The organism is Pseudarthrobacter sp. MDT1-22, assembly GCF_054511035.1.
In genome coordinates this window covers 20,711-43,103 of the sequence record NZ_JBTNDK010000024.1, presented here as the reverse complement: position 1 = coordinate 43,103, position 22,393 = coordinate 20,711, and the positions used below count along the sequence as shown (strand labels likewise).

26 protein-coding genes and 1 pseudogene are annotated in these 22,393 nt (G+C 65.8%); 16 read left to right on the top strand and 11 right to left on the bottom strand.

What is annotated here, in order from left to right:
* The first annotated feature begins 20 nt into the window (after window positions 1-20).
* From ACX80M_RS16790 to ACX80M_RS16770, 5 genes are all read left to right on the top strand, one after another.
* Window positions 21-929, top strand: a complete 909-nt coding sequence (locus ACX80M_RS16790; RefSeq protein ID WP_252600609.1) for a glycerophosphodiester phosphodiesterase — start codon at window positions 21-23, stop codon at window positions 927-929.
* Between the two features lie 75 nt (window positions 930-1,004).
* Window positions 1,005-1,493 (top strand): DoxX family protein, encoded by a 489-nt coding sequence (locus tag ACX80M_RS16785; RefSeq protein ID WP_252600607.1) that lies wholly within the window; start codon window positions 1,005-1,007, stop codon window positions 1,491-1,493.
* Window positions 1,490-2,293, top strand: a complete 804-nt coding sequence (locus ACX80M_RS16780; RefSeq protein WP_252600673.1) for an AzlC family ABC transporter permease — start codon at window positions 1,490-1,492, stop codon at window positions 2,291-2,293. The genes ACX80M_RS16785 and ACX80M_RS16780 overlap by 4 nt, the downstream gene beginning before the upstream one ends.
* Complete coding sequence (locus tag ACX80M_RS16775; RefSeq protein WP_252600605.1) at window positions 2,290-2,601, top strand: AzlD domain-containing protein; 312 nt, start codon at window positions 2,290-2,292, stop codon at window positions 2,599-2,601. Before ACX80M_RS16780 ends, ACX80M_RS16775 begins: the two co-directional genes overlap by 4 nt.
* Before the next feature lie 423 nt (window positions 2,602-3,024).
* Window positions 3,025-3,363, top strand: a complete 339-nt coding sequence (locus tag ACX80M_RS16770; RefSeq protein ID WP_252600603.1) for a hypothetical protein — start codon at window positions 3,025-3,027, stop codon at window positions 3,361-3,363.
* A 55-nt stretch (window positions 3,364-3,418) separates the two neighbouring features.
* Here ACX80M_RS16770 and ACX80M_RS16765 read toward each other — a convergent pair whose 3' ends face one another.
* Window positions 3,419-3,637, bottom strand: coding sequence for a hypothetical protein (locus ACX80M_RS16765; RefSeq protein WP_252600601.1), 219 nt, complete (start codon window positions 3,635-3,637; stop codon window positions 3,419-3,421).
* 161 nt (window positions 3,638-3,798) lie between these two features.
* Window positions 3,799-4,434, bottom strand: coding sequence for a TetR/AcrR family transcriptional regulator (locus ACX80M_RS16760; RefSeq protein WP_459310011.1), 636 nt, complete (start codon window positions 4,432-4,434; stop codon window positions 3,799-3,801).
* A 120-nt stretch (window positions 4,435-4,554) separates the two neighbouring features.
* On the opposite strand from ACX80M_RS16760, the gene ACX80M_RS16755 reads away from it, so the two are divergent.
* The 6 genes from ACX80M_RS16755 to ACX80M_RS16730 all read left to right on the top strand — a co-directional run bounded on the left by ACX80M_RS16755 (window position 4,555) and on the right by ACX80M_RS16730 (window position 9,597).
* Window positions 4,555-4,878 carry a thiamine-binding protein gene (locus ACX80M_RS16755; RefSeq protein WP_252600597.1) on the top strand — a complete coding sequence of 108 codons (324 nt, stop codon included), beginning with the start codon at window positions 4,555-4,557 and terminating at the stop codon, window positions 4,876-4,878.
* Between the two features lie 56 nt (window positions 4,879-4,934).
* Complete coding sequence (locus ACX80M_RS16750) at window positions 4,935-5,612, top strand: O-methyltransferase (protein ID WP_252600596.1); 678 nt, start codon at window positions 4,935-4,937, stop codon at window positions 5,610-5,612.
* A gap of 154 nt (window positions 5,613-5,766) precedes the next feature.
* Window positions 5,767-6,246 (top strand): Dps family protein, encoded by a 480-nt coding sequence (locus ACX80M_RS16745; RefSeq protein WP_252600594.1) that lies wholly within the window; start codon window positions 5,767-5,769, stop codon window positions 6,244-6,246.
* A gap of 21 nt (window positions 6,247-6,267) precedes the next feature.
* Window positions 6,268-7,443, top strand: coding sequence for an acyl-CoA dehydrogenase family protein (locus tag ACX80M_RS16740; RefSeq protein ID WP_252600592.1), 1,176 nt, complete (start codon window positions 6,268-6,270; stop codon window positions 7,441-7,443).
* Complete coding sequence (locus ACX80M_RS16735; protein ID WP_459310010.1) at window positions 7,437-8,837, top strand: PIG-L family deacetylase; 1,401 nt, start codon at window positions 7,437-7,439, stop codon at window positions 8,835-8,837. Before ACX80M_RS16740 ends, ACX80M_RS16735 begins: the two co-directional genes overlap by 7 nt.
* Window position 8,838: 1 nt before the next feature.
* Window positions 8,839-9,597: a glycosyltransferase family 2 protein gene (locus ACX80M_RS16730; protein ID WP_252600588.1), complete on the top strand. Its 759-nt coding sequence runs from the start codon at window positions 8,839-8,841 to the stop codon at window positions 9,595-9,597.
* A gap of 163 nt (window positions 9,598-9,760) precedes the next feature.
* Here ACX80M_RS16730 and ACX80M_RS16725 read toward each other — a convergent pair whose 3' ends face one another.
* From ACX80M_RS16725 to ACX80M_RS16710, 4 genes are all read right to left on the bottom strand, one after another.
* On the bottom strand, window positions 9,761-10,879 hold the full coding sequence (locus ACX80M_RS16725; RefSeq protein ID WP_252610733.1) for a YihY/virulence factor BrkB family protein: 1,119 nt from the start codon (window positions 10,877-10,879) through the stop codon (window positions 9,761-9,763).
* Window positions 10,880-10,970: 91 nt separating this feature from the next.
* Window positions 10,971-11,579, bottom strand: a complete 609-nt coding sequence (locus ACX80M_RS16720; RefSeq protein ID WP_252610731.1) for a DUF3618 domain-containing protein — start codon at window positions 11,577-11,579, stop codon at window positions 10,971-10,973.
* Window positions 11,576-12,007: a phage holin family protein gene (locus tag ACX80M_RS16715; protein ID WP_252600583.1), complete on the bottom strand. Its 432-nt coding sequence runs from the start codon at window positions 12,005-12,007 to the stop codon at window positions 11,576-11,578. Before ACX80M_RS16715 ends, ACX80M_RS16720 begins: the two co-directional genes overlap by 4 nt.
* Window positions 12,007-12,957, bottom strand: coding sequence for a hypothetical protein (locus tag ACX80M_RS16710; RefSeq protein WP_252600581.1), 951 nt, complete (start codon window positions 12,955-12,957; stop codon window positions 12,007-12,009). Before ACX80M_RS16710 ends, ACX80M_RS16715 begins: the two co-directional genes overlap by 1 nt.
* A 190-nt stretch (window positions 12,958-13,147) precedes the next feature.
* On the opposite strand from ACX80M_RS16710, the gene ACX80M_RS16705 reads away from it, so the two are divergent.
* Window positions 13,148-13,714, top strand: a complete 567-nt coding sequence (locus ACX80M_RS16705) for a hypothetical protein (protein ID WP_252600579.1) — start codon at window positions 13,148-13,150, stop codon at window positions 13,712-13,714.
* Window positions 13,715-13,826: 112 nt separating this feature from the next.
* On the top strand, window positions 13,827-14,777 hold the full coding sequence (locus tag ACX80M_RS16700) for a spermidine synthase (protein WP_459310009.1): 951 nt from the start codon (window positions 13,827-13,829) through the stop codon (window positions 14,775-14,777).
* 29 nt (window positions 14,778-14,806) lie between these two features.
* Here the strand turns inward: ACX80M_RS16700 and ACX80M_RS16695 are convergent, their stop codons facing one another.
* Window positions 14,807-15,718: a LysR family transcriptional regulator gene (locus ACX80M_RS16695; protein WP_252600575.1), complete on the bottom strand. Its 912-nt coding sequence runs from the start codon at window positions 15,716-15,718 to the stop codon at window positions 14,807-14,809.
* Between the two features lie 129 nt (window positions 15,719-15,847).
* Between ACX80M_RS16695 and ACX80M_RS16690 the strand changes: the two genes are divergently transcribed.
* Both ACX80M_RS16690 and ACX80M_RS16685 read left to right on the top strand, forming a co-directional pair.
* On the top strand, window positions 15,848-17,230 hold the full coding sequence (locus ACX80M_RS16690; RefSeq protein ID WP_252600574.1) for an MFS transporter: 1,383 nt from the start codon (window positions 15,848-15,850) through the stop codon (window positions 17,228-17,230).
* Window positions 17,231-17,289: 59 nt separating this feature from the next.
* A complete protein-coding gene (locus tag ACX80M_RS16685) occupies window positions 17,290-18,039 on the top strand; it encodes a 3-hydroxybutyrate dehydrogenase (protein WP_252600572.1) in 750 nt (249 codons plus the stop codon).
* Between the two features lie 14 nt (window positions 18,040-18,053).
* Here the strand turns inward: ACX80M_RS16685 and ACX80M_RS16680 are convergent, their stop codons facing one another.
* Complete coding sequence (locus ACX80M_RS16680; RefSeq protein WP_252600570.1) at window positions 18,054-18,254, bottom strand: hypothetical protein; 201 nt, start codon at window positions 18,252-18,254, stop codon at window positions 18,054-18,056.
* Window positions 18,255-18,560: 306 nt separating this feature from the next.
* On the bottom strand, window positions 18,561-18,962 hold the full coding sequence (locus ACX80M_RS16675; protein ID WP_252600568.1) for a winged helix-turn-helix transcriptional regulator: 402 nt from the start codon (window positions 18,960-18,962) through the stop codon (window positions 18,561-18,563).
* Between the two features lie 124 nt (window positions 18,963-19,086).
* Here ACX80M_RS16675 and ACX80M_RS16670 point away from each other — a divergent pair, with 124 nt between their 5' ends.
* Window positions 19,087-19,992, top strand: coding sequence for an SDR family oxidoreductase (locus ACX80M_RS16670; protein WP_252610721.1), 906 nt, complete (start codon window positions 19,087-19,089; stop codon window positions 19,990-19,992).
* Window positions 19,993-20,078: 86 nt separating this feature from the next.
* Here ACX80M_RS16670 and ACX80M_RS16665 read toward each other — a convergent pair.
* Both ACX80M_RS16665 and ACX80M_RS16660 read right to left on the bottom strand, forming a co-directional pair.
* Window positions 20,079-20,713, bottom strand: a pseudogene (locus ACX80M_RS16665) (LysE family translocator).
* An 8-nt stretch (window positions 20,714-20,721) separates the two neighbouring features.
* Window positions 20,722-22,221 (bottom strand): amino acid permease, encoded by a 1,500-nt coding sequence (locus ACX80M_RS16660; RefSeq protein ID WP_459310008.1) that lies wholly within the window; start codon window positions 22,219-22,221, stop codon window positions 20,722-20,724.
* Window positions 22,222-22,393 lie beyond the last annotated feature (172 nt).

Genomic DNA, 22,393 nt, shown 5'->3' with positions numbered 1-22,393 from the left:
GCGTCCGCTAGCGTGTCCTCATGACATTCGAGGAGCCTGAGCCGGAACGGCCGCTGGTGTTTGCCCACCGGGGCGCCAGCGCTGCATTTGCCGAACACACGCGCGCCGCCTACCTCCAGGCCATTGCCGACGGCGCGGACGGGGTGGAGTGCGACGTCCACTTGACGCGGGACCAGCACGCCGTGCTGCTCCATGACGCCAACCTGGACCGGACCTCGGACGGAACCGGACCTGTTGCTGACCGAACACTGGCGGAGTTGCGGCTGCTGGACTTCTCGTCCTGGAAAGGCGCCCGGATCCCGGAGGAATACGGCGCAAAGTCAGAGCAGCTCCTCACGCTCCCTCAACTCCTGGACATCCTGCGCGGCGCTGGCCGGCCGATCGGCCTGGCAATCGAGCTCAAGCACCCCAGTCCTTACCAGCTGAAACTGGAAGACCGTGTGCTGGACGTGCTCCGGGGCGAAGGCTGGGACGACGGAACTTCCTCGGTGGACAACATCCAGGTGACGTTCATGAGCTTCAGCCCGGATTCCGTAAAGCACCTGCTCCGGAGTGTGCCGGCCGAATTCATCTGCCAACTGGTGGACGACATCGACGTCGACGAACTCCGCGACGAACTCAGCCTCGGCCCCCTGGCTGGCGGCGCCATCGCCAACCTGATGAAGGCGGCGCAGCTGGAAGGCGAACGCATCCTGGACGAGTGCGACGTGGGACTCGCGGGGCCCGGAATCATGTACGTCCGCGAGCACGCCCGGACCGTGCAGCGCTGGCTGGAGTCCGGTCGCCGCTTCCGCGTGTGGACCGTTGATTCGGAACGGGATGTGGCGCTCTGCCAAGGGCTGGGAATCCACGAGATCACCACGAACAAACCAGCCAGGGTATTGGCGCAGCTGCAATCGAGCGGGCAACAGGTCCAGCTGCCGTCCTGAGTCGCTGCTGTTCAGTCGTTGCCGTTCAGCCGCTGCTGTTTAGCCCCCGGGGCGGCGCTGTGATTGAGTGGACCCATGCCTTTTCGCTGGTCCGCCCGGGCCACCCAAACAGTGTCCGCGGCGGCCATGAGCGCGCTGCTGATGACCAGCGCCATGAAGCACTTCCGCGAGCCACGGTTCTTCGAACAGGTGGTCCCGGATTATCTGTGCCGCGAGACTCCAGGTGCCGGCGGCGAGTCGCCGGAGGGGCACGAAGTGCCAGCGCCCGACGGCGGCAGGCGGCCCCTGGCGGTGATGTCACGGGAGGAATGGATTGCGGTGAGCGGACTGCTGGAAGCGGGTGCCGCCGTCGGCCTCCTGATCCCGGTGTCACGGCGGGCAACAGCCACCGCCGTGACTGCAATGTTCACGGTATTCCTGGCCGGCCACGTGGACGCACTTCGCCGCGCCTATGGCTCCGCCGGATCCCCGACGCAGCGCAAGGTACAAACCGTCCGGTTTCCGCTTCAGCTGCCGCTCATCCTGTGGGCTTGGAGCTTGCGGAACCCGGGACGACGGCGGTGAAGTTGCTCGCCTCGCCCGCCGTGCGGGTGGGAATCTCGATCAGCATCGCCACCGGCCTCTACGGAGTGTCCTTCGGCGCCCTGTCCGTCACCTCAGGTCTTGATTTCTGGCAGACCATGGCGCTCAGCCTGCTGCTTTTCAGCGGCGGTTCCCAGTTCGCGTTCATCGGTGTGGTGGCGGGTGGAGGCTCCGGAATTGCCGCCATGAGCGCAGCCACGTTGCTGGGCATGCGGAACGGCATCTACGGCATGCAGCTCAACGCCCTCCTGCATCCGACGGGCTGGCGGAAGTATGTTGCCGCACAAGTCACCATTGACGAGTCGACCGCCACCAGCAGCGGGCAGACCGACCCCGACGAGCAACGCCGCGGTTTCTGGACGGCCGGCATCGGCATCTACGTACTCTGGAACCTTTTCACCGCCGTGGGGGCCCTCGCAGGAAGCGGATTGGGTGATCCCAAACAGTGGGGCCTGGACGGTGCGGCAGTGGCCGCATTCCTGGCCCTGCTGTGGCCGCGGCTCAAGGGGCGGGAACCGGCGGCGATTGCCGTGGTGTGCGCACTCGCCACGGTTGTAGCCGTGCCGTTCGTTCCCGCAGGCGTGCCCATCCTGATCGCCGCCGTGGTGGCTGCACTGATCGGCTGGTTCAGCCACGGACGCAGTGATGAAGGCCTGGAGCCGGACGTGGATCCCTACGACGAGCACCATGGGCGTCGGGACAAAAACCGGGACGCGCACCTGGACAATCAGAGGGACAGCCACGGGGACAGCCACGGGCAGACGGGGCAGGCGGGCGCATGAATCTCTGGATCTGGTTGTTGCTGGCGTGCTTCCTTGCCTACGCGTGGAAGCTGGTGGGCTATTTCGTCCCGGCGAAGCTGCTGAAGGACCCCCGGATGTCGCGTATCGCCGGCACCATGACCATCGGACTTCTGGCATCCCTGACCATTGTCAACACTGTGGCGTCCGGCCAGACGTTGGCCGCCGACGCGCGGCTGGGAGCCCTCGCCGCCGCAGCCGTCGTGTTGGCTTTCCGGGCGCCCTTCCTGCTGGTGGTGGTGGTGGGAGCCGGTGCCGCAGCCCTGCTGCGGCTCATCGGATGGAACTGACCGCCAGGTGAAACCGACTCCGAAGCACTGGTGGTGCGGCTCATATGCGTTATAGCATGGGCCTGGCTATGCAGTTGGCCGTGGACTCTCGTGAGAGCGCTGACCATGGAAATAAGGCTGCACCCAGCCGGTGCGAGACCCGGCAAAACCCGCCGTCCAGCACGTGATGGATGGCGCGCCGGGCTTCCGGTCAAGCGCTTCTTTACCCGGTTCCGGTCTCTGGCAGACCTGCCGCCGGAGGACCTGGTTGTACTCTCCGAGCGGATGAGACTGGCTCTGGACGTCAGTCAGGAAGCAAACATCACCGCCCTGCACGCGGCCGTACGGGCCGAACTCCGAAACCGGGAAACGGAACCTGACGATTGATGGCCGGCCGGTGTATCGGCGTGAGGCTGTCGCTACGGCCTAAAGGAGTCAGTCAAGATGAACGAACAGCCAGAGCCCAACACCCCGGATCCGGATAGCGGAACCGACAACCCCCAGGCTGCAGACCCGAAGCCGCGGCCGGTCTATGACACCACTGTCTCCGAATCGACGCGGGAACTGCGGGATACTTCCCGGCGCCGCCGCGATGCGGAGGAGAAGCTGCAGCAGCACCTGTTGGAGGCCAAGGAGCACGTGCCCCATCACTACGATCATGAGCCTCACAAGCACGGCCAGGAGCCTCCCCCGGCGGAGGGGAAAGGCAGCGCCGGGCCGCAGGAGAACACGCCCGAAGAAACCAAACATCAACAAAAGAACCCCGGGGGCGACGCCAGCTGATTGGGCTCATCGTCAGCACGGCACCGCCACCCTCGTGGTCCGGGCCGTAGGCCGGTCAGGCGGTTTGCTCATCCTCTGGCGACCCGGTCCGGCGGGCGCTTTCCTCGACGGCCAGCTCATACCACGCCTGCGCACCGAATACCGGGGTGGGAGTGTCGAGGTTTTGGTAGAGGGCGTCCAGCAGATTGGCCAGGTCCTCCGCCGCCAGCGACGGCAGGATCTCCTCGGGGCCGCGGGGGTCGTGGATAATCTGGGACAAGTGTGTCTGGTTCATCGGCGGACGATGGCGTTGGACTGGCTGCGCTGGAGGTGTTTCACTCATGCTCCCTCAGAAGATTCAGAGGCTGGCTGCGTAACCTTACCTGAGTCTAATCCAACGTTTGGACACCAACAATGGGGCGCCCGTGGTGGTGGTCCGGCGGGAGGGCGCGGGTGTCAGGTGAACTGTGGACCCTGTAGCTGTGGGGCGGGCAGCGGCACATGCGCGGGCAACGGGCGGTGGGGCCGTTCAGTGCGGATGGCGTCCTCGATCAGTGCCAGCGGGCGGCGCCAGGCGTCGGAACCGGGCTCCATGGTGTCCACGACGCCGATCAGCATGGCGAGCAGGCGGAACATGTCGGTCATGGAAATATCGGAACGCAGGGTGCCTTGACCCTGGCCGCGGCCAAGCAGGACGCTCATGGAATCCATCAGCGAGCCGGTGATGCCGGTGAGGAGTTCGCGGCGGCCCGCAACGGCGCCCAGCAGGTTGGCATCAGAGCTGGCCGCGGCCATGATGGCTTCGAGGACGCGCAGCAGTCCCGCAGTTGCGTCGATGTCCGCCAGCGCGTCCGCCATAACGGGGTCCACGGTCTCGCGGAGCTGCCGGTTGAGGGCGGCCAGGACCAGCTCCTCCTTGTCGGCGAAGTTCCGGAACAGGGTGGCCGGGCCAACACCTGCCGTCAGTGCGATGGTCTGGAGGGGAACCTCGGGACCATGCTCGCGGAAGCACTGGCGCGCGGCCAGGATGATCTTGTCCACGTTCCGGGCAGCGTCTGCGCGTAGTGGCTTGCGGACGACAGCAATGCTCATTCGTTCAGGTTAGCAATGCCGCAGGCAGCCTTCACGGTTACCGGAGGGTAGCAACGTATGTGACGCTTCGCCGGCCTCACCAGACCCGTTTCGGGTTGGGCCACATGGCAGACTTGCCCTATGTTGCTTGCATTTTCAGTCGCCCCGTCCGGTACGCCTGCAGGGGGATCGCGTCCCACCGACGCATCAGTGCACGACGCCGTTGCGGCCGCCGTGCGGATCGTCCGGGAGTCGGGCCTGCCCAACCAGACGGACTCAATGTTCACCACCATCGAGGGCGAATGGGACGAGGTGTTCGACGTCGTAAAGCGCGCCACCGAAGCCGTGGGAAAGTTTGGCAGCCGTGTCTCACTGGTCATCAAGGCAGACATCCGGCCCGGTTATAAGGGCGAGCTCAGCGCCAAGGTGGACCGCCTTGAAGGGGCACTCTCGGACGGCTCCTAGACTGGTGCCTACGCCGAGTCCTAGACCGTCGCGTGCCTGCGTGCCAGACTGTGGCCATGTTTGAGCACAAGACCCAGCCTGGGTGGGTGGCAGTGGAAGACTTCCTCACAACCACGGTGGTGCACCCAGACTCTGCACTTAAGCAGGCGGTGCGCTCCGCCGTCGACGCAGGGATGCCGCCCATTGAAGTTACGCCCAACGCCGGCAAGCTGCTCAAGCTCCTGGTCCAGCTGTCCGGCGCCCGCCGGGTGCTGGAGATCGGCACGCTCGCAGGGTTCAGCACCATCTGGATGGCGCAGGGACTGCCCGACGGCGGCCGGCTGGTGACGTGCGAATACCTCGCCAAACATGCGGACATCGCCAGGGCGAATGTGGAGGCTGCCGGCTTGGGGGACAAAGTTGAGATCCGGGTGGGCGCCGCCCTGGACACCTTGGCCGCGCTGCAGTCGGAGGGCCAGGAGCCGTTCGATTTTGTGTTCATCGATGCGGACAAGGAAAACGACGCCGCGTACCTTGAGTGGGCCGTGCGCATGGGCAGGCCGGGAACCGTGGTGGTCCTGGACAACGCCGTCTGGGAGGGCGCGGTGCTGGATCCTTCCATGGACCAGATCAATGCCCCCGGGATCATCAGCGCCCTGGAACTGCTGGGCCGGCATCCGCAGCTCGATGCCACCGTGATCCAGACGGTCGGGTCCAAAGGCTGGGACGGGTTCGCTCTGGCACGCGTCCGCTAAGTGCTGACCGCAAGCATCTAACCGCAAGCCCGTGACTCCGAGCGGCTGACTTCTGGGCGCAGACTGCATCCGTTCATCCAGAATATTGCTAAGTATGCTTAGAATGACTGTCCGGCCGATGCCTGTCCGGAACCGCCTGCAGTGGAGGAACACGATGAAAGCGTCACCCACCCTTGCCAGCAATCTTCAGATGGTCCTTACGGACCTGATTGAGCTGCATCTCCAGTCCAAGCAGGCCCACTGGAACATAGTGGGCACCAACTTCCGCGACCTTCACCTGCAGCTCGACGAGATCATCGCCAGTGTCCGGCTGTTTGCGGACCAGACGGCGGAGCGGATGCGGGCCCTGCACGCCCTGCCCGACGGACGGAGCCACACCGTAGCCGCAGACACGCGTCTTGCTGAGCTCACCGGCGGCCTGATTTCCACGAAGGACGCCGTCAAACTGATCACTGCCAGGCTCGAACGGACAGTGCAGACAATGCGGGATGTCCACGATGACGTGGATGAAGAGGATCCCACCAGCGCGGACCTGCTGCATGCCGCCATCGAACGCCTGGAACGGCTCGCGTGGATGGTCAACGCGGAAACCATGACTCCGTCCGCGGCCGTCACCGAACCGGCGGCTAAGTAGGCAGTGCAGAGAGGCGTCAGCGTGACTGCATCATCCCACCAGCCCGTCCGGCTGGTTTCAACTCAAACGGAACTGGCCTGGACGGTTCCCCTGCTCGAGTCCGTGGCGGCCGCATCTGGCGATGTTCCCGCACTTCTGGCCCTGGCCCGGGACTCGGGAAGCCATTGGCCTCAGCCAGGGGACGGACAAACTGCCCGCCTCTGGGAACTGCTCGCTTCCGTCGCGGCGGTGGATATTGCCGCAGGCCGCGTTTTTGAACCGCATATGGATGCCCAAGCGATTCTTGCCCAGACGGGGAACCATCGGGCGGGCGCTGTTCCGGCCGACTGCGCGGGCGCTTGGGGAGTGTTTGCCGCGGAGGGCCCGGGACTCCGCCTCGAGGCCAAGACCGGCGACGCCGGAATTCTGCTGAGCGGGTCCAAGCCGTGGTGTTCACTGGCGCCGCTCCTGGACCGGGCCGTCATCACTGCCTACACCGAAACCGGCGGAAGAGCCGCCTTTGCGGTGGACCTCCGGCATCCGGGAGTGACGTGTGAGGAGTCGGCGTGGGTGGCGCGCGGGTTGCGCGAGATTCCCAGCGGGACTGTCCATTTCAGCCAGGTGCCCGCACAGCAGTTGGGCATCGATAGCTGGTATTTCAGCCGGCCCGGTTTCGCCTGGGGTGGCATGGGGGTAGCAGCCTGCTGGCTCGGGGGCGCCGTGGGCGTGGCGCGGGACTACAAGAACTCCTTGGTCGCCGCAGCTCAGTCCGGCCGCGAACCTGACCAGATCGCGCTGGCTGCCCTGGGCGAGACAGACAGGATCCTCACCGCCGCACTCCAGTACCTGGCGCGAACGGCGGCCCTCATCGACGACGGCCAGCTGTCCAACGACGGCAGCCTGTCCGCCGGGGAAGATACACGGGAGACCGGAGGCGGAAGCCCGGAAGTCAGGGAAGACAGACAGGAGCCAGGGGCACACCCGGCGGCGGACCGGAGCGCGTGGAGCGAAGCGTTACGCGTGCGCGGAACCGTAGCTGCCGCCGTCGAGCGTGTCCTGTCCCTTGTCAGCCGGAACCGGGGACCGGCGCCACTGGCGTTCGACGAACCGTATGCCAAGCGCATGGCGGACCTGGCGCTGTACGTGCGCCAGCACCATGCCATGCGGGACGATGCACAGCTGGGAAAGCTGACGTTGAAGGGGGAGCATCTGTGGTGACCTTCTCGCACACGGACCAGGGGACTGATGAGGCCCGTTGGGCGGCGAGCGGGCTCGCGGCTATGGCGGAGTTGCCCTTGGGGCAGCAGGAATTGGCTGCCATGCGGTTCGTCGTGCTGGCGGCACACCCCGACGACGAGACCCTGGGCGCCGGGGGCCTGCTGGCGCTGCTGCACTCGCTGGGCGCCGACGTCGAGGTGCTGCTGTGCACGGCGGGGGAGGGCTCGCACCCGGACTCGGCGACAACCACGCCTGAACAGCTCGCCGCCGTCCGGCTTGAGGAGTTTGCGGCAGCGATGGGAGTCCTGGGGTTGGCCGGACGCTGGCGTTTCCTCGGGCTGCCGGACCGGGGCCTGCAAGAACTCACGCCGGAAATCGCCGCCCGGCTGCGGGAGGCCGTCGGCCGGCTCCCCGGTCCACCGCAGCACCTGGCAATTGTGGCCCCGTACCGAGACGACGGCCATGCGGACCACAACGCCCTTGGTGCGGTGGCCGCCGACGTCGCCAGCGAAGGTGGGCACGCCCTGCTGGAGTATCCCATCTGGTACTGGCTGTGGGCCTCCCCGGAGGACCCTGCCTGGCGGTCCTGGGCGCGCGTTCCGCTGGGTGCTGATCAGCGGGCGGCGAAGAGGTCCGCCATGGACTCACACGCGAGCCAGATACGTCCGCTGTCCGGGCTGGACGGGGACGAGGTGCTCCTCGGCGAGGGGCTGCTGCAGCATTTCAGGCGCGCTTTTGAGACATTCGCCTGGACGCCGCCCGGGGCCCGCCCGGTCCAATCCCTTCCCCACACCAGCGCGGACGCGCAGCGGATCTTCGACGCCGTGCACGCGAAGTCCGAAGACCCCTGGGAGTACACCACCAGCTGGTACGAGCGGCGCAAGCGCGCGCTCACCCTCGCCGCGCTGCCCCAGGAGAACTACCTGTCGGGCCTGGAAATCGGCTGCTCCATCGGAACATTGACCGCCGAATTGGCCACCAGATGCACCAGGCTGCTTGCCGTGGATGCCAGCAACACCGCGCTTGAGCTTGCGGCCCGGCGGCTCGCGCCGTTCCCCGGGGTTTCCACACGGCAGTTGACGCTCCCCGGTGACTGGCCCGGGGGCAGCTTCGACCTTGTAGTGGTCTCCGAAGTGGGCTACTACCTGTCCGCTGCAGAGTTTGATCTGCTGTTGCAGCGGATCAAGGAATCGATGGCGCCGGACGGCACGCTGCTGCTGTGCCACTGGCGGCACCCGGTTTCCGGATGGGAGCTCGACGGCGACTCGGTCCACGCGCTGGCCCGGAACCGGCTGCGGTGGCCCACCGGCGGTCTGTACCAGGAACGCGATTTTGTGCTGGAAACGCTCGTGGCTCCCGGCGATGCCGGCGATCCCGGACCTCCGGTGTCCTGACATGGACAGGATCGCGCAGGTTGCCGTGGTTATTCCGGTCCATAACGAGGAACCCCACCTGGCACGTGCCCTGGCAGCGGTCAGTGCCGCAGCTGATGCCCTGCAGCACAGTCAGCCGGATACAGACGTCGCCATCGTGGTGGTCTTGGACGCCTGCACGGACAGCTCGGGCGCCGTGGCGGCGCATATTGCGGCGGCGGATCGCCGCATCACCCTGCTGCCGGTCGCGTTCCGCAGCGTGGGGAGGAGCCGGCGGGCAGGGATCAACCTGCTCCTCACAGGGCGCCTGCCGGACAGTGCGGGGGCGGACCGACCGCAGACCGCCGGACGGGTATGGCTGGCAAATACCGACGCCGATTCCTGCGTTCCGGAAAACTGGCTCCTGCGCCAGGTGGAACTGGCTGACGGCGGCGCCGATGCAGTCTTGGGAACGGTGGAACCGGATCCGGAGGGCATGGACGGCGAACTCCTGAGGCGCTGGCACGCCCGGCATCCGTTGAGGGAGGAACACCCCCATGTGCATGGTGCGAACTTCGGTGTGCGGGCCTCGGCCTACATTCGCGCTGGTGGCTTTCCCCGTCAGCGCTCGCACGAGGACCGGGCGCTGGCCGCACGGCTGCGCCGCCACGGGTTCCGTATAACGTCCACGGACACGGTGCGGGTCCTGACCTCAGGGCGGACCGAGGCCCGGGCGCCGCAGGGCTTCGGCGCATATCTGCTGGCACTTGGTATGGAGTCCGCCGTGGCGTTCGAACGCTGAGAAACGGACAAAATGAGGGGGCCGACGACGACTGGGGGGACTGGCCTCGGTCTCAGAAGAGGCCACCTCGCCGCCGACCCCGCCAGACACCCGGGACGTCAAAGGCCCGGGAAAACTGAAGGAATCTGCTGATATTGATCTTCCTCCAAGTGGCGGGCCCTGCCTAGACCCGCTTGACGCCGTTTCGTCCCGTACTGGCGTCCGATCCAGCCTGATCCGGGCCGTTCCCGTGGCGCTCACGCAGCTCGCGGCCGCGCCGGATGTCGTCCTCTTCCTGCTCCTGCATCTTCTCGCTCTTCTTGGTGTCCCGCGGCGGGAGCTGAATGGTTTCTTCGGCCTCGATTCCCGCCTGGAGTTGCCGTCCCCGCTCCATCTCGGCGTCAAATTCTGCCCCGAACAAAAGAGACATGTTCAGGATCCACAACCAGAGCAGCATAACGATCACACCGCCAAGTGCGCCGTAGGTCTTGTTGTAATTGCCAAAGGTGGCCACATAGAAGGCGAAGCCGAGCGAGGCCAGCAGGAAAATAAACAGGGCTATGCCGGAGCCAAGGCTCATCCATCTGAACTTGGGTTGCTTGACGTTGGGAGTGGCGTAGTAGAGCACCGCGATGATGACAATGATGAGTGCCACCATTACCGGCCATTTCGCGATGTTCCAGACAGTGAGGAACGCGCCACCGAGCCCGATCAGGTCGCCGACTGCCTCTGCCACAGGTCCGCTGAGCACCAGCATGCCTGCCAGGAGTGCCACGATGACTACGGCGAGGAGCGTAACAGCCAGCATGGTTCCGCGCAGCTTGACGAATGGACGGCCCTCGTCCACTTCATAGATCCGGTTCATCGCCCTACCGAAGGCGCCAACGTAGCCCGAAGCGGACCACAGCGCTGTTCCCAGGCCAATGACCAGAGTCAATCCTGCCGCCGGCGCGTTCGCCAATTCCTCAACCGGGCCGCTAACGGTATTCACCGTCTCAGCAGGGGCGAAGCCCCGCACGATTTCGAGCAGGGCCGTGGTTGTTTTTTCGGGGTCCCCAAAGAGGCCGATCAGGGAAACGAGCGCGAGCATTGCAGGAAACAAGGACAGCACGGCGTAGTAGGTCAGGGATGCCGCGAGGTCCGGGCACTGGTCCTTGTTAAACTCCCGAAGCGTCTTTTTGGCGATGTACTTCCACGACGGTTTGGTGACGTCGGTGGGGCTGTCCGGTTTCCGGGAGTCGTCGGGTGCGGGAGCGCTGCCCGCCTTGGCGGTGCTGGTTTCGGGTGCATCGTGAGCGGCCATGGTGTGTCCTCTCGGGGTTGGAAAGGGAAAGGCCGGTTCCGCCGGGGGAGGCGGAACCGGCCTGTCTGTGCTGCTGGCGGTGCTGGTGCCGTTACGTGTTCTGGACGTGATCCCTGGCGTCGACAGTGCGGTCCTTGACGTCCGCTGCCGCAACCTGACCTTCGGCCTTAACATGCTCGGCGGCGTCGGCTGCCGTTGCTTTGACGTTTTCCATCGCTTCCCGTGCCGGTTCCTTCAGGCCTTCGGCCATGTCCTTCGCGGCCTCGGTCAGCTGGGTGGTCAACGGTTCGGCGGCGGACTTGAGGGCATCCGCTGCTTCGCGTTCCTTCTCGCTGGCAGGGATCAGTGAGGACAGGAGCAGGCCGGCCCCGAACGCGATCAGGCCTGCAGCCATCGGATTGCCCTGTGTTTTGGCCTTCACCTGGTGCGGAGCGTCACCAATGGCGGCGCCTGCATCGCTGAGTGCATCGCCTGCACTGTCAGTCCGGGCGTGGACTCCGCTGTGCACGCGGTTGGTGACGTCGTCGGCTGTTCCCATGACTCTCTCCTTCACTCCGAAGACGGCGTCTTTCACCTTGTCTGTCTGGCGGTGGACGATGTTAGACGGCGTCACTTTGTCCGCCACCGCGTCCACGTTCGTGCCCAGGCGGGCGCGCGTTGCCTCAATATCTGAACGGATATCGTCCGGGTTGTCGCTCATCGTCTTACCTCACCGGGTTTTAGGGTTGGGGGAATTTCCTGGAGTGTTTCAGCGGTTTGGGGCATGCCCCTCACAGTCTTGAGTTCCTTCCGGCCGATGGAGGCCAGGACGGCGGCGATGACGCCCCAGATGACTGCGACGACGACGGCGGACCAGCCGAGTCCCATCAGCTCGCCTAACGCGATCCAGAGGGCGATCGACAGGAACAGCAGCACGAAGTGGCCAGCTACGCCGGCGCCGGCCAGCATGCCACCTCCCCTGCCTGCCTTGCTGGCGGATTCCTTGAGTTCGGCCTTGGCAAGCTCCACTTCCTGGCGCATCAACGTGGACAGGTCGCGGGTCACCTCACCGAGCAGGTCACCCAACGAGGTGTTGTCCGCCTTCGCGTGCGCCGCCGACGGAGGAGGTTCAGGTATCTGGCTGCTCATCACAGCCTGCCAGCCTGGCCGTCCGCTGAGCGGTCGCGGGTCAGGGGGTCGTTGGCCATAGGATCGTCGGCGAGCTCCCGGTCGGCCAACGGGTCGTCGGCAATGCGGTTGGTCGAGAAGGGCTGTGCCGCGAGTTGGGGGCTGTCGAGAGGACTGGCGGGACGCGAAGGGTCGCCGTAACTGCTCCCCGGCGTGCCGCCGTCGTACCCTGCCGTGGTGGTGGCCGGGCCGGGCAGCTGTACCGGCGGGGGCGGGACAGTCCCACCGGCCGACGGCGTGTAGCCGCTGTCGTATTGACCGCCGGCGCCGTACTGGCCACCGCCGTACTGGCCGCGGGCGCCAGCGTAGTGCGTTGCGGACTCCGGTGCGCCGGCGCTCAGGCTGCGGCTGAGCCGGCCAGCGAGGACGCCAGCCCCGGCCGCGAGAAGCAGGAACGTCCCGGGGCGCTGCCGGGCGAAGCTCTTGACTTCATCCAAGAGCGAGCCCGGGTCCCGCCCGTCCAGCCAGGAGGCTACCGACGAGGAACGCTCCGCGGCCTGGCGGACCAGGTCCGTGGCCACTCCGGGCTGGTCCGATGCACGCGCCATGGCGTGCAGTTCGTCCGAGACTGACCGGAGGCCATTGGCTACCTTCTGCTGCTGGGCGCCTGCCTGCTCCGTGAGATCGGAGCGGGCCTGGTGGAGGAGATCCTTGGCATTCGCCTTCGCCTCTGACGCGACGTTGCCCGCTTCCGTCTTGGCGGTTTCAGCGACGCTTTGCGCGGAATCCGCCGCTGTCCGCGCGACGTCCCCGGCCTCTTCCTTGACAGCATCCTTGCGGGACGTCCCGACGGTGTCGCGCGTCTGTGGCGCTGCTGCGGGGAACGTACTGGGGGCGCGTTCTCCTGTGGTTCCGGGGGTGGCCTGTGGAGCCGGGTAAGCCGAGTCCTCGGGCCTTTGGTTCTCTGTCATCTTCGCTCTCTCTTTCCAAAGAAGGCCGGTTGTTGATTAAGAACCAGCGATACTGGCCGTAAAATAGTAAGCATGGTTACTAACGGAAGGTAAGTACCCTTCCTACCTGAATTTCAAAAGGGGTCCGTATCGCCTGCCGACCCGGCATCGCAGGGACCCCGTCACAACGAAGTGGAAAGGGTGCGTAGTCGTGGATACAACATCGTGGGTTTGGGTGATTGTTGCCGTCGTCGTGCTGGTCCTGATCGTGCTGTGGCTGGTGACCGGGCGTCGCCGTCGGGCCATGGAGCTGAAACGGGACGAATCGCACCGCGAAAAGGCTGCCGAAATGCGCCGGAAAGCCGAGGACATCGAGCTCGATGCGCGTGAGAACGAAGCCCGGGCCACCCGCGCCCGCGCCGACGCAGAGCAAGCGCAGGTGGACGCGGCGAGGCTGAAGCAGGAGGCTGAGCAGAAGACCGACAGCGCCAGGTCGCTCCGGGAGGACGTGGCCGAGCGCACGCAGAAGGCGGACGCGTTGGACCCCGACATAAATCAGGACGGGGACGCGCGTACCGACACGATGCGCACCGACTCCACCCGCACCGACGCCACCCGCACGGAGACGCTTGGGCCGGACCCCGACGCGCATCCGGACGACGCCACGCGTACCGACGCCACGGGCACCGACGCCACGCGGGCGGAGGAACTGCGGCGTGTCCGGGACCGGGCAGACCGGGCTGAGAGGACCGACCGGGACCGGCCGCTCTCAACCTAGCCCTGTTCCCGCAAACCGGCCGTGTTCCCGCCGCCGGGACCGCGACCGTTCCGGACGGCCGGCGCAGGGCAGTCAATTAGGGTTGATCCATGACTGAAGCGGCACACGGGTAATGGCAAAGCGCGGCAAGTCAGCCGGCCGGAACAGCCAGCGTCCGACGACGGGTGTCATCGAGGTGCCCAAGGGCACCCGTCCTGATGGCCCCGTTGAGGGCGTCTACTACATCGATACCGGCGACTGCGAGCTCGTTGCGGACCAGGACAACTCCAACGGGTGGCTCCTGAAGATCAACGGTGTTATGAGCTCCCACATCGACCTCGCCGATCCGCTCTTCCTCGATTTTGAGTACATGCGCTGGATGGCGGCGCTGATTGAGTCACGCTGGCCGCCGAGGTCCGGAAAGGGCGGCGCCAAGTCCGGCGCGCCCGCCGCGGGCGGGACCGAGCGGCTGCGCGGGCTGCACCTGGGCGGCGGGGCCTGTTCCCTGGCCCGGTACTTCCACACCGCCTATCCGGACGCCCGGCAGGTGGTGGTGGAGCTCGACGGCAAGCTGGCCGAGTACGTCCGCGGCTGGTTCGACCTGCCCAAGGCGCCGCTCCTGCGGCTGCGCGTGGGGGAGGCCCGCGAGGTCACCGAGACGCTCACGCCGGACAGTCGCGACTTCATCATCCGTGACGTGTTTGCCGGTTCACTCACGCCGCGGCCGCTCACCACCGCCGAGTTCAATGACCACATCAAGCGGGTCCTGTCGCCGGGCGGCATCTATGTGGTGAACTCAGGCGACGCCCCGGATCTAAGGAATGCGAGGGAAGACGCCGCCGCCGTCGCGGCCGCGTTCGCACACACCGTCATCATCGCCGACCCCTCCATGCTGAAGGGCCGCCGCTACGGCAACATGGTGATGGCCGGCAGCGACACCCCGCTGGACGGAGATCCGCAGCTGGCCCGCCGGCTCCTGGGCGGAGCCGTCCCGGCCCACATCTGGAACGACGCCCAAGTGCGGGCCTTCGCCGCGAACTCCCCGGTGCGTCACGACCCGGCAGTGAACGCCTCCGGTGGTTGAGCTTGTCGAAATCCGGGGTTTCGACAAGCTCAACCACCGGAGTTCCTGCCTCGGCCCAGCAGGGCATCCCGGTGCGCCGCCGTCTGGTCGCGCAATGCCTGCACCACAGCGGCCACGGCAGGGCGGCGCATCGAATCGGGTCGCAGCACCATCCAGTAAGGGAGCAATTCGGCGAAGTCGTCGGGGAGCAGCCGGACCAGGTCGCTGTGCAGATTGCCCATGAAGCACGGCAGGAATCCGATGCCGGCGCCGGCGCGGGTGGCCTCCACATGGACAAACACGTTCGTGGACGTCAGCCCTTCGCGCATGGCCGGCACCAGCCGCCGGGGGGCGTCCAGGTCGTCCACCTGCAGCATCGAATCCACAAAGTACACCAGCGGGTGCTCCGTCAGCTCAGCAACGCTCGCCGGCGTCCCGTTCTCGGCGAGGTAGGCACGCGAGGCGTACATCCCCAGCATGTACTCGCCCAGTTGGACGGCTTCGGCCCGGTGGACCTGTGGTTCGCCCACCACCACTTCGATGTCCAGCCCGGAGCGTTGCTGCAGCGCTCGCCGGGTCATCGTCACCACTTCCACGCTCAGTCCCGGGTGTTTCCGGCGCAGCCGTGCCACGGCGGGCGCGGCGATGTAGGCGCTGAAGCCGTCTGTCGCCGTCATGCGCACGACGCCGGTAATCGGGTCCGGTGCCTGGCCTGCCGGTCCCAGCGCACTCACGGCTGCCTCCACCTGTTCGGCGACGCGGACGGCCTCCGTGCCTAGCTCGGTCAGTTCCCAGCCGCCGGCCGCCCGGGCCAGGACGCGGCCGCCGAGCGCCTTCTCCAGGGCGGCTATCCGGCGTGAGACGGTGGTGTGGTTCAGCCCCAACACTTGCGCCGCCGTCGTAAATTTTGCTGAGCGGGACACCGCAAGCAAGACCAAGAGGTCATCGGGATTCGCCTTCATATCTGCAATTGTGCACACAGCAGGTGCTGGATTGGGCATTGAAGGCACAAGTTTGTGCAGTAATACTCAGTGGAGCCATTAGTGCTGTGGATCACAGTGCGTGTCAAAGTGGACACTAAGGAGAAACTCATGAGCGTAGAGCAGCGCTCGGCAGACAATGCCGCCGGATCCGCACCCAAGGGATCCGGGCTTAAGAAGATTGTGGCCGCCTCGATGGTGGGCACGGTAGTGGAATGGTACGAGTTCTTCCTCTACGCCACAGCAGCCACCCTGGTCTTTGGGAAGTACTTCTTCCCCGCCAGCGGCAATGAGCTGGACGGCATTATCCAGGCGTTCATCACCTACGCGGTGGGCTTTGTGGCCCGCCCCCTCGGCGGCATCGTCTTCGGCCAGATCGGCGACAAGCTGGGCCGCAAGCCCACCCTGCAGCTGACCATCGTGATCGTCGGCGTGGCCACGTTCCTGATGGGCTGCCTCCCGGGCTTCGCCGAAATCGGCTACCTGGCACCGACACTTCTGGTGGCACTGCGCTTCATCCAGGGCTTCGCGCTCGGCGGCGAATGGGGCGGCGCCGTGCTGCTGGTTGCCGAGCACAGCCCCAACAACGCCCGCGGCTTCTGGTCCAGCTGGCCGCAGGCAGCCGTGCCGGTGGGCAACCTCCTCGCCACGCTGGTGCTGTTCGTCATGTCCACCACCCTGAGCCCCGAGGCCTTCCTGAGCTGGGGCTGGCGCGTGGCCTTCTGGCTCTCCGCCGTGATCGTCTTCGTTGGCTACTACATCCGCACCCACGTCACCGAGGCGCCCATCTTCCTGGAGGCCAAGGCCCTCGTGGAGAAGGAACAGGCAGTCAGCTACGGCGTCTTCGAGGTAGTGCGCAAGTACCCCAAGGGCATCCTGCAGGCAATGGGACTGCGCTTCGCGGAGAACATCATGTACTACCTGGTGGTCAGCTTCGCCATTGTCTACCTCAAGAGCGTGCACAAGTACGACACGTCCTCGCTCCTGCTCGCACTCCTGATCGCCCACGTCATCCACTTCCTGGTCATCCCGCAGGTGGGACGGCTCGTGGACAAGCTGGGACGCAAGCCCGTCTACCTGATCGGGTCCATCTCCGGTGCGGCCTGGCCGTTCTTCGCCTTCCCCATGTTCGATACCCGCAACGCCGTGGTGATTGTCCTGGCCGTGACCATCGGCCTCTGCCTGCACGCGTTTATGTATGCCGGCCAGCCCGCCATCATGGCCGAGCTCTTCCCCACCCGGATGCGCTACTCGGGCGTTTCGCTGGGCTCGCAGGTCACCTCGATCTTCGCCGGTTCGCTGGCCCCGCTGCTGGCCACCCAGTGGCTCAAGGACACCGGTTCCTGGCTGCCCACGGCCATCTACCTCGTGGTTGCCTGCGCGATCACTACCGTGGCGGTGCTGAGCCTGAAGGAAACCAAGGGTATCGCGCTGGAGGACGTGGACAAGGCCGACGCCGCCCGCGAGGGACTGCTCCCGGCGGACGCACGCTGAACTGCCTGAGCAGTTCACCGCAGGGAAATTGAGCGCACACGATGGGAAACAGATCTGCAATGGAAAACACACTGAACGGCAGCAAGGCCGTGGTGACCGGCGGCGCCAGCGGGATCGGGGCTGCCTGTGTCCGGGAACTGGCCGCCCGCGGGGCGAAAGTGGTGGTGGCCGACGTCGACTCCGCCGGCGCTGCCGCCCTCGCCGACGAAGTGGGCGGCACCGCCTGGGCCGTTGACCTGCTGGACGTTGACGCGCTCGCCACCCTGAGCCTGGACTGCGACATCCTGGTGAACAACGCCGGGATCCAGAGCATCAGCCCCATCGAAGCGTTCGATCCGGCGGACTTCCGCCGGATCATCGCGCTGATGCTCGAGGCCCCGTTCCTGCTGATCCGGGCCGCGCTGCCGCACATGTATGCCAACGGCTTCGGCCGCATCATCAACGTGTCATCCGTGCACGGAATCCGGGCCTCCCCGTTCAAAAGCGCGTACGTTTCCGCCAAGCACGGCCTGGAAGGGCTGAGCAAGGTGACGGCACTTGAGGGCGGGGGGCACGGAGTCACGTCCAACTGCATCAACCCTGGCTACGTCCGGACCCCGCTGGTCGAGAAGCAGATCGCGGACCAGGCCAAGGTGCACGGTATCCCCGCGTCCGAGGTCCTGGCCAAGGTGATGCTCACCGAGTCCGCCGTGAAACGCCTGGTGGAACCGGAGGAAGTTGCCTCCCTGGTGGCCTGGCTGGCGTCCGATCACGCCGGCATGGTCACCGGGGCCAGCTACGCAATGGACGGCGGCTGGTCGGCGCGGTAGCCGGGGCCGGTTGCCTACTCCTGCCGTCTGACCTGGCGGGGATCGTAGTAGACAACGCCCTCTGCGGCTCCGATGCCGACAGAGCCGGTGTTCCGTGAGACCACCACACCCTCGTGCCGGCCGTTGAAGGGATCGTCACCCACCACGGCGTCCCCGACTTTGTAGGGGCTTGCTGGGCCTGGCACCGCGCGGACGCGGTTCCAGGCCCTTGCCATGAGGCGCGGTTGTCTCGCGTCGGCTTCGTCTCTGCGGAGGCGGTCATGGCGGTCATGTTGAGGTTCGTGTTGGGACGGATTGCGGGCAGCGTTGACCATCGGAAAAACTCCTTCAGCGCGGCGCTCGTCCGCCGCTCACTGTCGGCGCGGTTGCCGGAACGCTCCCAGCAGAGGATGGTCCTCCAATTCCTGGCTGGCACCTTACATTTACGCTATGCGCTATTCACACCAGTCACACCAGTAACATGTACTCGACTTCGCGGACGAGTACTACTTAGGGGATTCAGGGGTCGGCGCTGGCCGGAATCAGCGCTGGCCGTTGAGGATGTCGTCAGCGTTGTTGTAGGCCCAGGTGACGAGCGGGACGAGCAGGCCGGACAGCTCATAGCCGCGTTCGGTCAGGCTGTAGTCCACGCGGGGCGGGATGACCGGCTGCGCCTTCCGCAGGACCAGGCCGTCGCGCTCCAGGGTCTTGAGGGTCTGCGCCAGCATTTTTTCGCTGATTCCCTCGGCCCGGCGCCGGAGTTCGCTCCAGCGCTGCTCACCTTCGGAGAGCGCCAGGAGGATCAGCACTCCCCATTTGCTGGTGATGTGGTCCAGGACGGTGCGGCTGGGGCACCCAGCCGGGAACACGCCGTCGGCCAATCCTTCCGGCAGGTGTGCCCGGAGATCTTCCGGCAGGTTGGTGGGCCATGCAGTCGCTTCCATACCCATAACTTACCAAAAGGTGAGTACCTTACCTAAAAGTGCGTACTGTATTTCAGGAAGTAATTGGCGGTGCGGCTGGTTGTGGAAGGTGACCCCCCCAAGAAATGGTGAAAGGAACCAACCCATGAGCATCGTCATCACCGGAGCAACCGGACAGCTTGGCCGCCACGTCGTCGAGGCCCTCCTGGAGCGCAACGTTCCGGCGGCAGAGATTGTGGCCGCCGGCCGGTCCATTGAAAAGCTTGCCGACTTCGCAGCGCGCGGCGTCCAGGTCAGGGCAATGGACTACACAGACGCCACGTCCGTGGCGCTGGCCCTGCAGGGCGCCAGCAAGGTTCTCCTGATTTCCGGCAGCGAGGTTGGCCAGCGCGTGGACCAGCACCGCACGGTGATTGAGGCAGCCAGGTCTGAAGGCGTGGAGCTGCTGGCCTACACAAGTGTGGCCAACGCTGACACCACTGGCATGAAGCTGGCCGCTGAGCACCAGGCAACCGAGACCATCCTGAAGGACTCAGGGGCTCCATTCGCCATTCTCCGCAACGGCTGGTACCTCGAGAACTACACCGACCAGCTGCAGGGCACCCTTGCCCAGGGCGCGCTAGCCGGCAGCGCCGGTGAAGGCAAGGTCAGTGCCGCGGCCCGGGTGGACTACGCCGAGGCAGCGGCAGCCGTGCTGGTTGCCGAAAACCAGGCCGGCAAGATCTACGAGCTCGGCGGAGATCACGCGTTCACGCTCACCGAACTGGCCCAGGAAATCAGCGCCGCGGCCAACAAGCCCGTGGTGTACCAGGACCTTCCAGCCAGCGACTACGCAGGACTCCTCGCCGGATTCGGCGTGCCGGAGCTCTTCGCCGACATCCTGGCGGACTCGGACCTCGGCATTGCCCGTGGCGACCTCCTGGTCAGCGGCTCGGACCTCCGCACCCTGATCGGCCGGCCCACAACGCCGATGCCGGTTGCAGTCCGCTCGGCGCTCGGCGCTCGCCGCCGTCTGAGCACGAGCGCAACTCCCGGACGCTCTCTCACTTAATGCACGTTTTGGGCAAACGCTCTCTCACCTCATACGAGAGAGCGTTGCGCCAAATCGCCCAAAAGTGAGAGAGCGTGGGGGGGTCCCTAGGACTTGCTGCCTGTTAGGGCCAACGTCCCACCGAGACCGATCATCAAAGCCCCGCCTGTTGCCTCCACCGTTGAAACCCGGCTGGGCGAACGGGCAAACCATTGGCGGGCTGAACCTGCGGCGACGGCCCAGAGGCTATCTGAAACTACGGCGATCAGCAGGAACACCGCCCCCAGCAGCGCCAGCTGGAACGGAATGGCCCCGGAAGGATAGTCAACAAACTGCGGCAGCACTGCTACGAGAACACCACTGATTTCGGGTTGGTGACACCCACCACGAGGCCTTCCGCCACCAGCCGCCGTGGCGAGGAGGCCGCTGGCTGACGATCGCTGAAGGAGTTGTGCCGACGGTTCCGGATGGCCTTGATGCCCAGATAGACCAGGTAGGCGGCGCCGGCCAGCTTCACCACGCTGAAGAGGACCACGGACTGCGCCACAATAATGCCCAGGCCGAGCGCGACGGCAGCCACCTGCACCAGTTGCCCGGTCGCGTTGCCCAGTACCGTCAGGACACCGCCCTTCCGGCCGACCGCCAGGGAACGGCCGATCACAAACAGCACGCTGGGTCCGGGGACGGCGATCAGCACCACGGACGCCAGCGCAAACGCCAGCAGGTTTGAGAGCGGAACCATGCCTGATCTTAGCTCCGGCGGGCTGAGGTAACCACCGGCATCGGTGAGGTTTCGTCCACGAGTTCGGCCCGGCGTCGTCCGTTCCCTCTGACCCACAGCCGGTAGGCGAGGACCAGCAGCCCAAGCCATGCTGCTCCCACGTACAGTGCCACGCGGGTGTCCTCGAAGGCGCCCAGGACGGCGATGACCAGCGCCATAAACGCGATGGTCAGGATGGAGGCCGCCGGCCACCACGGGGACGGGAATTCCGACGCCGGCAGGCTCTTCCGGGCGATCTCCCGCTTCATCGCCACATGGGAAGCCAGGATCATGACCCACACCCAGACGGTGGCAAACGTGGCGATCGAGGCGATCAGGATAAAGACGTCCTCGGGAATGACGGCGTTCAGAACCACGCCCACCAGGAGTATGCCGGCCATCATCACTACCGTCATCCACGGCACGCCATGACGCGAGACCTTGCCGAAAACTGCCGGCGCGTGGCCTTGGCCGGACAGCCCGAACAGGATGCGGCCGGCGCCGAAGATGTCGCTGTTGATGGCGGAGAGCGCGGCGGTGATCACCACGGCGTTGAGGATGTGCGGTGCGGCCGGGATGCCCAGGCCGCTGAAGATCTGGACGAACGGGCTGCCGTTGCTGCCGATCTCGTTCCACGGGAAGAGGCTCATCAGCACGCCGAGGGTCAGGACGTAGAACAAAAGGACGCGGACCGGCACCGTGTTCACGGCCTTGGGGATGACCTTCTTGGGATCCGCGGCCTCGCCGGCGGTGATGCCCAGAGTCTCGATCCCGCCGAAGGCGAACATCACGACGGCGAACGAGGCCAGGAGCCCCTCGAATCCGTTGGGGAACATCCCGCCGTGCTCCACGAGGTTGCCGAGCCCCGGCGCCACGCTGGAGCCGCCCGCCTGGAAGCCGAACGCGATGATGGCGGCGCCGCCGACGATCATGGCGATGATGGCCACCACCTTGATCAGCGAGAACCAGAACTCGAGCTCGCCAAAGACCTTTACGCTGAGCAGGTTCAGTGCGGCCAGGAAGCAGATGATGGCCAGGATCCAGATCCAGCGGTCCACCTGCGGAAACCAGAAGCCCATGTAAATGCTGAATGCGGTGACGTCCGCGATGGCCACAATCGCCATCTCAAAGACATACGTCCAGCCGGTCACAAACCCTGCCAGCGGCCCGAGGTAGCGGCTGGCGTACTGGCCGAACGAGCCTGAGACAGGGTGGCGGACGGCCATCTCGCCGAGGGCCCGCATGACCATAAACACCGCCGCGCCGCCGATGATGTAGGCGAGCAGGACGGCCGGGCCCGCCTTCTGGATGGCGGAGGCCGAGCCGTAGAACAGGCCGGTTCCGATCGCCGAACCGAGGGCCATGAAGCGGATGTGCCGGACGTTCAGTCCCCGGTTCAGGACCTGCGCGACGCCGGATCCCGGACTGGGCTTTTCGGCCGGGCTTGCGTCTTGGGCGGCTGTGTCTTGCCTGGTGGCGGCGTGCTGCATACAAATACCTTCTCGTCATTGGGAGGGGGATCGCCAACCAGCAGATCACTTTGGCGCCTTACGTGATGAGACTCACGGGCGGTTCGTGTCTTCCATCTCAGACTTGGGGCCGGCATTTGAACTTCCTATGGCGTCTAGTCCAAAACTATTGACATAATGTCTGGTTTTCTTT